14 protein-coding genes and 1 tRNA gene are annotated in these 15,913 nt (G+C 40.3%); all 15 read left to right on the top strand.

What is annotated here, in order from left to right:
• Positions 1–6: 6 nt before the first annotated feature.
• The 15 genes from CGC63_RS14800 to CGC63_RS14730 all read left to right on the top strand — a co-directional run bounded on the left by CGC63_RS14800 (position 7) and on the right by CGC63_RS14730 (position 15,907).
• A complete protein-coding gene (locus CGC63_RS14800; protein WP_003022050.1) occupies positions 7–534 on the top strand; it encodes a cache domain-containing protein in 528 nt (175 codons plus the stop codon).
• Positions 510–1,508: a sensor histidine kinase gene (locus CGC63_RS14795; protein WP_003022056.1), complete on the top strand. Its 999-nt coding sequence runs from the start codon at positions 510–512 to the stop codon at positions 1,506–1,508. Before CGC63_RS14800 ends, CGC63_RS14795 begins: the two co-directional genes overlap by 25 nt.
• A gap of 78 nt (positions 1,509–1,586) precedes the next feature.
• Positions 1,587–2,366, top strand: a complete 780-nt coding sequence (locus CGC63_RS14790; RefSeq protein WP_003022059.1) for an alpha-L-fucosidase — start codon at positions 1,587–1,589, stop codon at positions 2,364–2,366.
• Positions 2,367–2,620: 254 nt separating this feature from the next.
• Positions 2,621–3,976 (top strand): MATE family efflux transporter, encoded by a 1,356-nt coding sequence (locus CGC63_RS14785; RefSeq protein ID WP_003022062.1) that lies wholly within the window; start codon positions 2,621–2,623, stop codon positions 3,974–3,976.
• A 615-nt stretch (positions 3,977–4,591) separates the two neighbouring features.
• Positions 4,592–5,158: a hypothetical protein gene (locus CGC63_RS14780; RefSeq protein WP_003022065.1), complete on the top strand. Its 567-nt coding sequence runs from the start codon at positions 4,592–4,594 to the stop codon at positions 5,156–5,158.
• 252 nt (positions 5,159–5,410) lie between these two features.
• A tRNA-Gln gene (locus tag CGC63_RS14775) sits at positions 5,411–5,482 on the top strand.
• Positions 5,483–5,551: 69 nt separating this feature from the next.
• A complete protein-coding gene (locus CGC63_RS14770) occupies positions 5,552–6,262 on the top strand; it encodes an acyl-[acyl-carrier-protein] thioesterase (protein WP_009246969.1) in 711 nt (236 codons plus the stop codon).
• Positions 6,263–6,342: 80 nt separating this feature from the next.
• Positions 6,343–7,182, top strand: coding sequence for a CvfB family protein (locus tag CGC63_RS14765; RefSeq protein WP_003022070.1), 840 nt, complete (start codon positions 6,343–6,345; stop codon positions 7,180–7,182).
• 216 nt (positions 7,183–7,398) lie between these two features.
• Complete coding sequence (locus CGC63_RS14760) at positions 7,399–7,992, top strand: class I SAM-dependent methyltransferase (RefSeq protein ID WP_003022073.1); 594 nt, start codon at positions 7,399–7,401, stop codon at positions 7,990–7,992.
• Positions 7,993–8,004: 12 nt separating this feature from the next.
• Positions 8,005–11,475 carry a DNA polymerase III subunit alpha gene (locus CGC63_RS14755; protein WP_003022076.1) on the top strand — a complete coding sequence of 1,157 codons (3,471 nt, stop codon included), beginning with the start codon at positions 8,005–8,007 and terminating at the stop codon, positions 11,473–11,475.
• A gap of 76 nt (positions 11,476–11,551) precedes the next feature.
• Positions 11,552–12,553 (top strand): 6-phosphofructokinase, encoded by a 1,002-nt coding sequence (gene pfkA, locus CGC63_RS14750; protein WP_022238974.1) that lies wholly within the window; start codon positions 11,552–11,554, stop codon positions 12,551–12,553.
• A 4-nt stretch (positions 12,554–12,557) separates the two neighbouring features.
• Positions 12,558–13,367 carry a TrmH family RNA methyltransferase gene (locus CGC63_RS14745; RefSeq protein WP_003022080.1) on the top strand — a complete coding sequence of 270 codons (810 nt, stop codon included), beginning with the start codon at positions 12,558–12,560 and terminating at the stop codon, positions 13,365–13,367.
• Positions 13,368–13,566: 199 nt separating this feature from the next.
• Positions 13,567–14,316, top strand: a complete 750-nt coding sequence (locus tag CGC63_RS14740; RefSeq protein WP_003022084.1) for a cell wall hydrolase — start codon at positions 13,567–13,569, stop codon at positions 14,314–14,316.
• A 186-nt stretch (positions 14,317–14,502) separates the two neighbouring features.
• Positions 14,503–14,976, top strand: coding sequence for an NfeD family protein (locus tag CGC63_RS14735; protein WP_003022088.1), 474 nt, complete (start codon positions 14,503–14,505; stop codon positions 14,974–14,976).
• 1 nt (position 14,977) lies between these two features.
• On the top strand, positions 14,978–15,907 hold the full coding sequence (locus tag CGC63_RS14730; RefSeq protein WP_003022091.1) for an SPFH domain-containing protein: 930 nt from the start codon (positions 14,978–14,980) through the stop codon (positions 15,905–15,907).
• Positions 15,908–15,913: the final 6 nt, after the last annotated feature.

Below are 15,913 nucleotides of genomic sequence, written 5' to 3'. Positions count from 1 at the left end.
AGCGCCATGTATACTTGGAGAGGGGAGCTTTTAAATTTCAGAGATCCCAATCAGGATACAGAGGAAACAAAGCATGAGCTGGAAAAAATGCAGGTAAATGATCCGGCAAATTTAATGCAGCTTATATGGTATCCGGCAAGGGAAAACTTTTTGCTCAGTGACAAGCCAAAGGATATTCATGAGAAAATGGCAGTTTTTGCTTCCAGACGTGTATTTTCCCGTGAGCATAACCGTTATGAATATGTACAGATTTTTGCTCTGAATGAAGGGGTTTTTTATGATTTATATAAAGATAAGGCAAAAGCATTAAGAGGAGAAATTTATACTATAGACGGAGAAGGAAATGTTATTTCCAGCAGTGACGAAGAAATTCTAAAAGAAGGAAAAATTCCAGAACGTTTATTTGAAAAAGTGCAGGACAGCTCGACAAAAGTCCTTGAAATCGGTAGAAACAAAAAGAGTTATTTGGTGGATATAAAAAATCAGAAATCAATGACTGGAGAACTATTATGGTTGTTCCTGAGACACAAGTGACGGCTTCTGTGGATACTTTGTATCTGAAATTTTTTATTATTCTTTTAGTATCTGTGGGCACCAGTGCTTTGTTGATTACTTATCTTTACAGAAGCTTTATGGAGCCCATTAACAAGCTGAATATTTCCATGAAAGAGGTTTATAACGGAAACTTAGACGCTTATGTGGAATTAAAAGAATACCTCAGAAGAAATGAAATCTATGATATGATGGTTTATTATAATTCCATGTTGAAGAGGATTAATACTCATATCATTGAAGGATTAAAGGCGGACAGGAAAAAGAAGGAGCTGGAGCTCGAGGTGTTGATGAGCCAGATAAATCCTCATTTCCTGTATAATACATTGGAAAATATTGTGTGGAAGTCCAATGAAGCGGGCCGTCCCGATATTGGCAGAATGGCGGCAAGCCTTGGCAGAATGTATCGCCTTTCCATAAGCGGAGGACAGGTTATCGTGCCTATGGAGCATGAAATAGAACATCTCATGGCGTATGTGAAAATCCAGAAAAACCGCTATGGAGACAGTGTAGAATTTGAATTGCAGACAGATATGGCACAGGTTCACGAGTTGCATTCCCTGAAAATTCTTCTTCAGCCCATTGTGGAAAATTCTTTCTTATACGGAACAGAAGGCTTGGAAAGACCGATGACCGTTCGCCTTTCTATCCGTAAAAGAGACGGATGGGTTTGGATAAGAGTCATAGATAACGGCTGTGGAATGGAAAAAGAGCGTTTGGAGCAGGTACGCAGTCAGATTAAAGAGGGAAGAAAAAACACAGAGGAAAAAGCGCCCAGAAGTACGGGAATTGGACTTCACAGCGCCCAGATGCGTATTCGTCTTTACTTTGGTATTGAGGATGCTGTGTCCATATACAGCAAAAAGGGCATGGGAACGCTGGTCGTTGTAAAAATTCCTGTGATTACCAAAGAGGACGTAGACGAGAACGGAAATTTAAAAGAAAAACAAAAATAACCAATGGATATAAAAAACCACCTATATAAATTCTAAGCTTCACAAGATAAAATAAAGATATCAGAAAAGAAGTGAGAGGTGGAATTTTATGAAAAAGAATTCAGCAGTAAAAGTGAAAACCTCCGTAGCACAAAAGAAGGAAAACAGAAGTGGATGGATGTTTATTACACCATATTTGATTTTCTTTACAGTGTTTACAGCCGTGAATTGTTTGATACGGTAAAATCCCTTCAGCCGGATTGTATTGTAAGCGGAAGAATAGGAAATGATTTAGGAGAATATATGACAACCAGTGATAACTTCCTGCCACGTCTTTCCTATGAAGGAGATTGGGAGCTTCCCGCTACCTTAAACGATACATGGGGGTATAAAATAGGAGACGAAAACTTTAAAAGTCCGGATGAGGTTATCCGTCTGCTCTTAAAAGTAGTAAGCAGAGGGGGAAATTATTTGCTGAATATCGGTCCTGACGGAACAGGAGCAGTGCCAAAGGGAAGTCTGGACGTTTTAAATGAAGTGGGTAAATACGTAAAGGAAAACGGCGAAAGGATTTTCGGAACAAAGGCAATGCCATATTACCCTTATGAGCTGGACTGGGCAGAGCTTACCAGAAAGGAGCATAAGCTCTATGTGCACGTATTGAAGAAAAGAGAATATATTGAGCTTCCAAACATTGCCAATCATTCTGTAAGTGCTAAAGTTTTAAAGAATGACAGAGCTTTAGAACCGCAAAATACGTTAAACTGTGAGGAAATATCTACGATTGTCATTCATTTGCCAAAAGATTTATGGAAAGAAACCAATTACTGTGTGGAGATTACTCTTCAGGAAGAAGGCTTGGAGTTCTTGTCTTTGTAAGCTTGAAGAAATGCTTCTTGCTCCTTGTCTGAAAGCTCTTTGTCAAAGCTTGTCTTTGCCATGGGGAGGCAAAGGATACAAAGAGTAAAAAGAATAAGGAGAAGGAATAATAAAAAAAGCATAAAAACACCTCCGATACATAAAAATACTTTTCAATCTTAACAATAGGATATGTAAATAAAGGGAAAATATGTGAAAAACATCTCTGGAATTATAAAAAAAAGCGTGATAAAATAAAAAATCGTGAAATAAGAATGAAGAAGGAAAGGGGAAGAAGGATGACAAATGACATGACATCGGGAAGTCCCATAAAGCTGATTATCAGATTTATGATTCCAATGTGTTTAGGAAATATTTTTCAGCAGTTTTATAATATTGCGGACTCCATTATTGCAGGACAGTTTTTGGGCGTAGATGCTCTTGCAGCTATTGGAAGTACCGGTTCTTTAATCTTTTTGGTTACAGGCTGGTTAAACGGGCTTACCAGTGGATTTTCTATATGGGTTGCCCAATGGTTTGGAGCCGGAAAGCTGGATAGAATGAGACATTATATCGCTATGTCCGTCTACATCTGTGTGGGCTTTGTTGTAGTGATGACAGGAGGGCTTTTAATTGCCAATGAGCCGATTTTGCGCCTGATGAATTCACCGGAGCATCTTATGGGAGATATCAGCAGCTATATGGCAATTATTTACGCCGGTCTGGCAGTTACCTGTGCTTACAATGCCCTTGCCGGTGTGCTAAGAGCGTTGGGAGACAGTAAGTCACCCTTGTATTTTTTGATTATATCTGCGGTGATTAATGTAGTGCTTGACATTGTATTTATTGTGGTGTTCCACATGGGTGTGGAAGGCTGCGGTTATGCTACGGTAATTGCACAGGGAATATCTGCGCTTTTGTGTTTCCTGTATATTCTTAAAAAATTCGATGTTTTGAAGTTAAAAAAGGAAGATTTTCATTTTTCCATGAGCACAATCAACAAGCTGCTTGGACTTGGAATTCCTATGGCATTGCAGTTTTCCATTACTGCTATCGGAACCATTATTGTGCAGGGAGCTATTAACGTATACGGTGCAGTGAGCATGGCGGGATTTTCCGCAGCAGGAAAAATTCAGAATATCATTTGTACCGTATTCGTGTCCTTTGGTGCTACCATTGCTACTTATGTAGGGCAGAACCGTGGCGCAGGCAAGATGGACAGAGTGAGAAAGGGTGTATATCTCACACAGGCAATGATTTTAGTTACCAGCTTGATTATGATGGTGCTGGTTCATTTCTTTGGAGAGTATCTGATGTTGATTTTCGTGAAAGCATCGGAGACAGAAGTATTGAAGGCAGCGGGAATTTACTTTAATACGGTGGTGTGGGCATACCCATTTCTGGGAAGTATTTTCCTTTACCGAAACGCATTGCAGGGTATGGGATATGGACTTGTGCCTATGATGGGAGGCGTGTTTGAGTTGGTTGCCAGAGCCGGAATTGTTTTTCTGGTAGCGGGAAATACCAGCTTTGCAGGAGTATGTATGGCAGATCCGGCGGCATGGATTGCAGCGCTGATACCACTGATACCATATTACTTCTGGATTATGAAGAAAAAAGAAAACAGATAGAGAAAAAGTCAGAAAGCCATGATGCTGTGGGGAGCGGTATTGTGGCTTTTTTTGTATCTTATGCAGATACGGTCTCAGCTATTCCACAGCAAATAAGTCAATTTTCTTGTTTTTCTCCGTCGTATATAGATGTTTTTTTAGCCAAACTCGTGCAGATGCACTCAAACATGGCTTTCAAAACATCACTATACTCGAAAAACTGCGAAAATAGGACTAATCATTTGCTGTTGGAATACTGAGTGTGTATCTGAGAAGATAGCTATACGTTAATGGAAGAAATAAAGCTGAAAGGAATTAAAGAGGGAGCTGTAAGAGATATTAGGCTGATGATTGCGGATTTTAAAGTATGTTATGTGATGAAATGCAGATAAGGATTAGTGTTTTGTAAGTAAAGGACAAGAATAGGAGAATGGATGTGTTGGGATGAAATATAGAGTATGTAGCTAATAGTTTACTCTTTTTGCGATTAAAAAGTCAATGAACATTCTGTGAAGAAAGGGGAAATAAATAGAGAACTTTTTATGCCCTGTCCAAGAAGGAAAATGTCTGGAAACTTGTTTTTTTCTTTGCTATACTATATGTTATAGAATTCCTCTGTAAGATGGAGGAAAAAGTATGGATACATTATTAAAGAACCTTACAATTAAAAATAATTTTATGTTTGCAGCAGTGATGTCAGATGAAGAAAACTGCAAAGGCTTTTTGGAACGTGTTCTTCCTATAAAAGTTGACCATGTGGAAATTCTAAAGGATGGACGTTGCATTGTGTTTTTAAATACTCGTGGAGAGAATTCAAAAGACGTACCAAAGGAATTGGTTTCTTTTCTGAAATTTGTACATGCAGACTTAAAAGAAAGTCAGAAGGATTTTCAAGATGATTATGTAAGGCAAGTGCAGAAATCAGTCACCCATATCAGGGAGAGCAGAGAAATGGAGGAAAGATTTATGCTTTTAGAACTATTGCTGGAAGATGAATGTAGAGAAGGACAAAAACAGGGGGAAGAAGAAGGACAACTAAAAATGGCAAAGGAGATGCTTGAGATGACTTTAAGCAGACTTGGACGATTACCCAATAGTCTTCTGGAAACTCTGCATCAGCAACAGGATATAGAAAGGCTTAAAGCTTGGATGCAGACAGCATTAACGGCTCAATCACTGGATGAATTCATTTCTAAGATGTAATATTTAGAAGTAAAATCAAATCTGAAATACCTGCAAATCTTTAGTGCTTATGGGGTTTGCAGGTAATCAAAACATTTCAATACCATTTCAGGTAAAATTTCAGGAAAAGCAGAGGAATTCTATTTTAAAATCCCCCTAAAATATGCTCTAAAAAATAATTTTAAAAAAAATAAAAAAATTTTAAAAAAGTACTTGCATTTTTAAAAACAATGATATATAATACATTTTGTTGTGAGGCACAACACAAAACATTGGGCTATCGCCAAACGGTAAGGCAACGGACTCTGACTCCGTCATTTCAAGGTTCGAATCCTTGTAGCCCAGCTTTCAATCCCAGACAAAGCGTCTGGGATATTTTTTTGCTTTATAGAAAAGAATAGGGGGATAATGATTATGAAATATTCTTTTGACAGCAGAATACGTTTCAGCGAGACAGGGGAGAATAAATGTCTTACCTTAAATGGAATTATCAATTATTTTCAGGATTGCAGTACATTTCAATCAGAGGATATCGGCGTTGGTATGAAATTTCTGGAAGAGAGACATCAGGTATGGGTGCTTTCCGCATGGCAGATTGTGGTGGAACGTTATCCTAAGCTTTGTGAAAAAGTTACAATATCTACGTGGCCTTATGAGTTTAAGCATTTTCTGGGAAAAAGAAATTTTGCCATGGAGGATGAAAATGGCAATAAAGTAGCCTATGCGAATGCTCTATGGACACTTCTGGATTTGAATACAGGTCATCCGGTGAATGTGGATGAAACTCAGATTAAGGCTTATGTGTTAGAGGAAAAGCTGGATATGGAATATGCCCCCAGAAAGATAAGGATGCCAAAGGATTACAAAGAATTTCCTTCATTTCAGGTGAAAGTACATCATTTGGACACCAATCATCATGTAAACAACGGACAATATGTGCTGATGGCGCAGGAATATATTCCGGCAGATTTTGCAGTAAAACAAATGCGGGCAGAATATAAAAGTCAGGCAGTTTTGGACAGTGTGATAATACCGAAGGTGCATGAAGACGAAGAAAACGGAATTTACACAGTGAGTCTGGACAGTCCTGATGGAGAAACTTATGCGATTGTGGAGTTTCGATAGATAAATTTATTGTGAAAAGAAATGTTCTATGATATGCTTGAAACACAGTAATCAGTTAAGAGAAATATAGAGGAGAATTTATGATAGAATTAGGAAAAAAACAGGAGCTGACAGTTGCAAAGCTGGTAGATTTCGGTGTTTATTTAGGTGAAACAGAAAATGCAGGGGAGAAGGAAACTGTTCTTCTGCCGAAAAAACAGGTTCCGGAAGAAACACAGAAGGGCGATAAGATTTCTGTATTTATTTACAAGGACTCATCAGACCGTTTGATTGCCACTGTGAGAGAGCCGAAAATTACTTTGGGAGAAATTGCAGTGCTCCGCGTAGCACAGGTAACAAGAATAGGAGCATTTTTAGACTGGGGCTTGGAAAAAGACCTTTTCCTTCCATATAAACAGCAGACAAAAAAGCTTCATGAAAACGAAGAAGTTCTGGTAGCATTGTATATTGATAAGAGTAGCCGTCTTTGTGCGACCATGAAGGTGTATCATTATTTAAGAACAGACTCACCTTATGGAGAAGGCGATACAGTAACCGGTGTTGTTTATGAAATCAGCGATAATTTTGGTGTCTTTGTGGCTGTGGATGATAAATATTCTGCCATGATACCAAGACAGGAGGCACAGGGGAATTATAAACCGGGAGATGAGCTGACCTGTCGTGTGACAGCGGTCCGTGAGGACGGAAAATTGACACTGAGCGCCAAGAAAAAAGCATATATGCAGATTTATGAAGATGCAGAAAGTGTTTATGAAATCATTCAGGAGTTTGACGGAGAGCTGCCTTTTGACGATAAGGCAGACCCGAAGATTATTCAAAGAGAGTTCGGACTCAGTAAAAATGCTTTTAAGCGTGCAGTGGGGCATCTGTTAAAAGAAAATAAAATCGAAATAAAAAATGGAAAAATTTCTATACGGTAAGACTTTTCCAAGAGAAAAGATTATGGTATAATGTTTGCACGATGTGCAAACCAAGCCGATGAAATCGGCTTGCCGCCACGAGGCGTCGGATTATACCGGCAAGCCACGGCTTGAAAAGTAAATACCCTATCGGGCGCTTCCTTTTCTGCGCACGTGGTATAATTGTAAAATGTTTAAGTAAAGTATAATTGTAAATGTCCAGAAGGAGGAAAATAAGTGGACTCGATAGATTATTATGACCGGTACGCAGTACCTTATTATGAAGAAACAGTAGAATTTGGCATGGAGGAGCAAATCAAACGTTTTGTTGAATTGCTTCCGGAAAGTGCAGATGTTCTTGATTTAGGCTGTGGATCGGGCAGAGATACAGTATGCCTTGAAGAAGAAGGCTGTGTCGTTACTGCCATGGATGGTTCTGAGAAAATGTGTGAGCTGGCAAGTATTCACACAGGAAAAGAAGTGCTGCATCTTAGAGCGGAGGATATGGAATTTGAAGATGTTTTTCATGGGATTTGGGCCTGTGCTATTTTAGGGCATTTTTCACCGGACAGAGTGAAGGACATTATGGCGAAAATCCTGCGGGCATTGAAGGATGATGGGATTTTGTATTTTTCCGTTCAAAAGGGAGACAGAAACGGTAACTACAATGGCAGATATTTCTATGATTATGACAGAGAGGCTCTTAATGACCTTTTGGACTCTTTTTCAAATGTAAAAGTATTGGACATATGGAAAACCAGTGATGTCAGAACAGACAAGAGCAATCGTTGGTTTAATGTTCTGCTTCGCAAGGAAAAGCAAGACGAATAAAGGAGAGATACAGTGAATTTTGCTCATTTACATGTACATACAGAGTACAGTCTTTTAGACGGTTCAAACAAGATAAATGAATATGTAGCCAGAGTAAAAGAACTGGGAATGAACAGTGCGGCCATAACAGACCATGGAGTCATGTTTGGCTGCATTGATTTTTATAGGGCAGCAAAAGCAGCGGGAATTAAGCCGATTTTGGGCTGTGAGGTATATGTTGCCCCCGGTTCTCGCTTTGACAGAGAAATAGGACAGGCAGAGGACAGATATTACCATCTGGTTCTTCTGGCTGAGAACAATCATGGCTATGAAAACCTTATGAAAATTGTGTCAAAGGCTTTTGTGGACGGCTTTTATTATAAGCCACGTGTGGATATGGACCTTTTGCAGGAATATCATGAAGGAATTATTGCATTGAGCGCCTGCCTTGCAGGAGAAGTTGCAAAAAATATTACAAGAGGCATGTACGAAGAAGCGAAAAGCGCTGCTTTGCGATATGAGAAAATTTTCGGGAAGGGAAATTTCTTTTTAGAGCTTCAGGACCACGGAATTCCTCAGCAGCAAAGAGTCAATCAGCAGCTTTTGCGAATGAGTCAGGAAACGGGCATTGCACTGGTTGCCACCAATGATGTGCATTACACATATGACACAGATGCGGAAGCCCATGATATTTTGCTGTGCGTACAGACCAGAAAGCTTTTAAGTGATGAAAACCGCATGCGCTATGAGGGAGGACAATATTATGTAAAATCTCCGGAGGAAATGGCAGAGCTATTTCCTTATATTCCTGAAGCGTTGGAAAATACCCAGAAAATTGCAGACCGCTGTGAGGTGGAGATTGAGTTTGGGGTGACAAAGCTGCCGAAATTTGATGTGCCTGCTCCTTATACCTCATGGGAATATTTAAACAAGCTGTGCTATGACGGCTTGAAGGAGCGATACAGCGGAGATTTGACAGAATTGGAAAAACGTCTGGAATACGAGTTGGGCGTTATTAAAACCATGGGCTATGTGGATTATTTCCTGATTGTATGGGACTTTATCCGATTTGCCAGAGACCATGACATTATGGTAGGACCGGGACGTGGTTCTGCGGCGGGAAGCCTTGTTTCCTATACGTTGGGAATTACGAAGTTGGACCCTATTAAATACAATCTTCTGTTTGAGCGTTTTCTAAATCCAGAACGTGTTTCCATGCCGGATATTGACGTGGATTTCTGCTTTGAGAGAAGGCAGGAGGTTATTGATTATGTAGTGGAAAAATACGGAAAAGACAGGGTGGTTCAGATTGTTACCTTTGGTACAATGGCAGCACGAGGTGTAATACGTGATGTGGGAAGGGTTATGGACTTGCCCTATGCGCAGTGTGATGCCATTGCCAAGATGATACCGGAGGAATTAAATATCACCATCGATAAGGCTTTAAAAATGAACCCGGAATTGAAAAATTTGTATACTACGGATGAAATGGTGAAAAAGCTTATTGATATGAGCCGCCGTCTGGAAGGCTTGCCCCGCCATACTTCCATGCACGCAGCAGGTGTGGTAATCAGTCAGAAGTCCGTAGACGAATATGTTCCCCTTGCAAGGGCTTCAGACGGTTCTATTGTTACACAGTTTACCATGACCACTTTAGAAGAACTGGGGCTTCTGAAAATGGACTTTTTGGGACTTCGTACTCTTACAGTTATTCAAAAGGCAGTGAAGCTGATTGAGAAAAACAAAGGGATTTCTCTTGACATGGACCATGTGGATTACAATGATAAAGCGGTCTACGATATGCTGGGAGCAGGTAAGACAGAGGGCGTTTTCCAGCTGGAAAGTGCAGGAATGACAAGCTTTATGAAGGAATTGAAGCCGGAGAGTTTGGAGGATGTTATTGCGGGAATATCGCTGTATCGTCCCGGCCCAATGGACTTCATTCCTCAATATATTGAAGGGAAAAATAATCCTGACAGTATTCATTTCCTTTGTCCACAGCTTGAGCCGATTTTGAGCGCAACTTACGGCTGTATTGTGTATCAGGAGCAGGTTATGCAGATTGTGCGCTCTCTGGGCGGATATACTTTGGGACGAAGCGATTTGGTGCGCCGTGCCATGAGTAAGAAAAAGGCTGCGGTAATGGAGAAGGAGCGTCAAAATTTCGTTTACGGAAATGAAGAAGAAGGCGTTCCCGGCTGTGTGAACAGAGGGATTTCCGAGGAGATTGCAAATAAAATCTATGAGCAGATGATGGATTTTGCAAAGTATGCCTTTAATAAATCACATGCGGCAGCTTATGCAGTGGTGGCATATCAAACCGCATATTTGAAGTGCCATTTCCCTGTAGAATTTATGGCTGCTTTGATGACGTCTGTCATTGATAATCCACCAAAGGTTGCCGATTATATTTTATCCTGTCGCAGAATGGGAATTGCTATTCTGCCTCCCGATATTAACAAGGGAGACAGTACCTTTTCCGTAGATGGAGGGGGAATACGATATGGATTATCAGCGATTAAAAGCATTGGAAAGCCGGTGATTGAATCCATCGTGGCGGAGAGAAATCAGAGAGGAGATTTTACAAGCCTTCGAGATTTCATTGAGAGAATGACGGGAAAGGATGTCAACAAAAAGGCGATTGAAAACTTTATTAAGGCAGGAGCTTTTGACGAACTACCCGGAAACCGCCGTCAGAAAATGATGGTATACGCTCAGATTTTAGACGCCATCGTGCAGGAAAAGAAGAATATGATGGCAGGGCAAATGAGTTTATTTGATTTTGTGTCAGAGGAAGAAAAAACGGCCTATGAAATTCATATGCCGGATGTGGAGGAATATCCGAAAGAGGCAAAGCTTGCCTTTGAAAAGGAAGTGCTGGGAATTTATATCAGCGGTCATCCATTGGAAGAATATGAGACCTGCTGGAGGAAAAATATATCAGCGGTCACCACGGATTTTATGCCTGATGAGGAAAGCGGACAGCCGAAGGTGCGTGATGGGCAGCAGGTAATTGTAGGCGGTATGATTACGGAAAAGACCATTAAGTATACGAAGACTAATAAAGTAATGGCATTTCTTACCTTGGAGGATTTGCTGGGGACTGTGGAGATTGTGGTTTTCCCTCGTGATTATGAAAAGAATGTAAGACTTATGGAAATTGATGAAAAGGTGTTTATCAAAGGTCGCGTTTCCGTGGAAGAGGAAAGAGCAAGTAAGGTAATCTGTGAAAGTATGTATTCTTTTGAGGATGCGCCAAGAGAGCTGTGGCTGCAGTTTGAGACAAAGGAAAGTTTTCTTTCCTGCGAGAGGGAACTGTACGAGGATTTAAAAGAAGCAGACGGAAAAGACAGTGTGGTGATTTACATCAAGTCGCCAAAAGCCATAAAAAGGCTGGGGGCATCCAAAAGTATTCGTATCAGTCAGGATTTATTGGCAAGGCTGTACGAAAAGTACGGAAAAGATAATGTAAAAGTTGTCGAAAAGAGTATTGAAAAACAGTAGAAAATAGATTAGAATAAAAAACGACTGAATGTACAAAATAAGAAACAAGAGTCTGCCAACAGTATGGAGGAAGAAAATGACTACAAATAAAGAAATTAAAACAATTGGTGTATTAACAAGCGGTGGAGATGCGCCGGGAATGAATGCTGCAATTCGTGCAGTAGTCAGAAGAGGATTAAGCCGTGGTATTAATATGAAGGGAATTTTAAAAGGTTACAGCGGTCTGATGAATGAAGAAATCATTGACATGACTGCCGTAGACGTTTCAGATACAATTCAAAAAGGTGGTACAATCCTGTATACTGCCCGTTGTACAGAAATGCGTACACCGGAAGGACAGAAGAGAGCTGCCGAGGTATGTAAAAAACACGGCATTGACGGTCTGGTAGTTATCGGTGGTGACGGTTCTTTTGCCGGTGCACAGAAGCTGGCTAATCTGGGAATTAACGCAGTAGGCGTTCCGGGAACAATTGACCTTGATATCGCTTGTACAGAGTATACAATCGGTTTTGATACAGCGGTAAATACAGCTATGGAAGCCATTGATAAGGTACGTGATACTTCTACTTCTCATGAACGTGTAAGTATTATTGAGGTAATGGGAAGAAATGCAGGATATCTTGCTTTATGGTGCGGTATTGCCAATGGTGCAGAGGATATTTTGCTTCCTGAAAAATACGATTTTGATGAACAGAAAATTATCAACAACATCATCGACAACCGTAAAAAAGGTAAAAAACATCATATTATCATTAATGCAGAAGGTATCGGACATTCCGAAGCTATGGCAAAACGTATCGAGGCTGCAACAGGAATTGAAACAAGAGCGACTATCTTAGGTCACATGCAGCGTGGCGGTACACCGACATGTAAGGATAGAGTATATGCTTCCATTATGGGTGCAAAAGCAGTAGACATTCTTCTGGAAGGTAAATCTAAGAGAGTTATCTGTTACAGAGACGGTGAGTACATTGATATGGATATCAATGAAGCTCTGGCAATGAAGAAAGGTATCTCCGAATACCAGTACGAGGTAAGCTATTCCCTGTCTCATAATTACAGCAAGAATAACGAGTAAGAAAATGATTACAAGTGCGTCAAATGTACAGATAAAGAAAGTACAGCAGATATTGAAGAAAGCAAAGGTACGCAGGGAAGAACAGGTTTTTGCGGTTGAGGGAATTAAGATGTTCAGTGAAGTACCAAAATCCCGTCTGCAAAAGGTGTATTTATCCCAGTCTTTTGCCCGGAAGGAGGAATGTGAAAAAATCCTTCTGGAGAAAGGCATTAGTATAGAAGAAACAGAATATGTGGAGCTTGTGGACGATAAGATTTTTAAAAATTTATCCGATACCGTAACACCTCAGGGAGTGCTTTGTCTGGTGAAAATGGAGAATTATACTCTTTCTGAAATTTTAAGCGGAGAAGAAAATCCCCTGCTGATGATTTTAGAAGATTTACAGGACCCGGGAAATCTGGGGACAATTTTACGAACCGGAGAAGGGGCAGGAGTGACAGGCGTAATTATGAGCAGAACCTCCGTAGATGTGTTTAATCCGAAGGTTATCCGTTCCACTATGGGCTCTGTTTACAGGATGCCGATTATTTATGTAAATTCCATTGAGGAGGAAGTGCTTCCTCTTTTAAAAGAAAAGGGAATTACGACTTATGCTGCTCATTTAAAAGGAAGAAATGATTACGATGAGGAGTGTTATACGAAAGGCACAGCATTTCTTATTGGAAATGAAGGAAACGGTCTTACCGAGCAGCTCACAGAGAGCGCAGATACCCTGATTAAAATTCCAATGCAGGGAAAAGTGGAGTCCTTAAATGCTGCTATGGCATCGGGAATTTTGATGTACGAGGCATACAGGCAGCGCCGTAAAAATTGAATATAAAATTTGAAAAGTGGTGAATATTCTATATATTTGCCACTTTTTTCTATTTTTCTCTCCGAAATACTGTAAAATGTTACAAAAAATACCCGGTTGACAAAGAAACGTAACCTTGTTAGAATAAGTTTGTAACAAAGCTTAATAAATCTGTAACAAATGTTAAAAAAAGAAACAGACTTATCAGGAGGTTATTTTAATGAGAAGAAAATTCATGAAACTTTTAACTTGTGTGGGAACTGTTGGTGCCATGACTGTTGCAATGGCAGTACCGGCATTGGCAGATACAACAGATAAAGCAACTTTTGACTGGTCAGATAAGGCAGCAGCGAATGTGACTACATACGCAAACATTCGTAAGGGCTCTGACATCAGCACAGAGAGAGTCGGAAAGCTTCCGGCAGGAGCTGTGGTGACTGTGGTAGGTGAAGAAAACGGATGGGTTCAGGTTTCTTCCGGTGAGATTGAAGGATATATCAGAGAGGACTTGTTAGTATCCGGAGAGGAAGCGCAGCAGTTATTTGAGTCCGTGCACGGCGATGGGGAGATTACAGGTGCACAGCCGTTAGACGCCGTAGTTGAGACGGCAGCAGTTTCAAATCAGACAACATCTGTATCTCAGGCAGATTTAGATTTGATGGCTGCAATTATTGAGTGTGAAGCAGGCGGGGAGTCTTATGAAGGAAAAGTTGGTGTAGGAGCGGTAATTATGAACCGTATCCGCAGCAGCAAATTCCCAAATACATTATCTGAAGTTATTTACCAGAAAGGTCAGTTTACACCGGCTGCGTCAGGTAAGCTTGCATCTGTATTAAGCAGAGGTGCAAGTCAGGCATGTTATGATGCTGCAAGAGATGTGTTTGCAGGAGCAAATACTATTGGAGACCGTTTATTCTTCCATGCAGGAGGCGGCAGAGGTCTGACTATCGGTAATCAGACATTTTATTAAAAGAGAAGATTGACTATATTTTTGAAAACTCCGAAAGCAGCGAGAAGTTGTTTTTGGAGTTTTTCTTTATGAGATAAATGCGACTAAGTGATTTTAATAAAAAACAAAAGAAATACAAGAAAAAAGCGTTGATATTTTCAGAAAACTAGAATATAATAAGAGGACAAATCAGTAGAAACTTTACTGATGCAGAGAATTTATAGTAAAGAAGGTGGGGTTATGGACGCAGGAACAATATCCATTATCTGGCTTGTAGTTTTGGCAATTCTTCTTGTCATTGAATTTTTGACGCTGGGACTTACAACTGTCTGGTTTGCAGGTGGGGCATTAGTTGCCTTTTTGGTTTCTCTGGCAGGAGGTCCGCTGTGGCTGCAACTGCTGTTGTTTATAGCGGTTTCTGTTGTACTTCTCTTATTTACCAGACCTCTGGCGGTGAAATACCTGAATAAGGACGTGCAGAAAACCAATGTAGACAGTATTCCGGGACAAAAAGGAATTGTAACAGCTACCATTGACAATTTGAAAGCAGAAGGTCAGGTTACCATTCAGGGAATGGAATGGACTGCAAGAGCGAAAAACGGCAATACGATTGAAAAAGGAAAAGTTGTAAGGGTTACAGCAGTAGAAGGTGTAAAGCTGATTGTAGAGGAGGACATGTAATATGATGTGGTTAGTTATTATTCTGTTCGTAATTATTTTAATTATTGCGGCATCCTGTGTAAAGATTGTACCTCAGTCACAGGCATATATTTTGGAACGTCTTGGGGTATATAAGGCAACATGGGGAAGCGGTGTTCATTTTAAAGTGCCGTTTATTGAAAGAGTTGCAAAGCGTGTAAATTTAAAAGAACAGGTTGTAGATTTTGCTCCGCAGCCGGTTATTACAAAAGACAATGTTACCATGCGGATTGATACGGTTGTATTCTTCCAGATTACAGACCCAAGATTATTTACTTACGGCATTGACAATCCGATTATGGCGATTGAAAATCTGACGGCCACCACACTTCGTAATATTATCGGTGATATGGAACTGGATGCTACACTGACTTCCAGAGAGATTATCAATACAAAAATGAGAGCGTCTCTTGATGATGCTACTGATCCGTGGGGTATTAAGGTAACCCGTGTAGAATTGAAAAATATCATTCCTCCGGCAGCTATTCAGGAAGCTATGGAGAAACAGATGAAGGCAGAACGTGAACGCCGTGAAGCAATTCTGAAAGCAGAAGGTGAGAAGAAATCTACAATTCTTGTGGCAGAAGGTAAAAAAGAGTCTGCGATTTTAGATGCAGAGGCTGAAAAGCAGGCAGCAATTTTGAGAGCGGAAGCTGAGAAGGAAAAGATGATTAAAGAGGCAGAAGGTCAGGCAGAAGCTATTTTGAAGGTGCAGCAGGCAAAGGCAGACGGTATCCGCTTTATTAAAGATGCCGGTGCAGACCAGAGTGTTCTTACATTAAAGAGTCTGGAGGCATTTGCACAGGCAGCAGACGGAAAAGCTACCAAGATTATCATTCCGTCAGAAATTCAGGGAATTGCAGGTCTTGCATCTTCCTTAGTAGAAATTGCTACAAATAAAAAAGAAAATTAAGTAAAA

Source organism: Blautia hansenii DSM 20583, from assembly GCF_002222595.2.
Lineage (GTDB): Bacteria > Bacillota > Clostridia > Lachnospirales > Lachnospiraceae > Blautia > Blautia hansenii.
The sequence above is the reverse complement of the archived record's forward strand: the minus strand, read 5'-3'. Positions and strand labels throughout refer to the sequence as shown.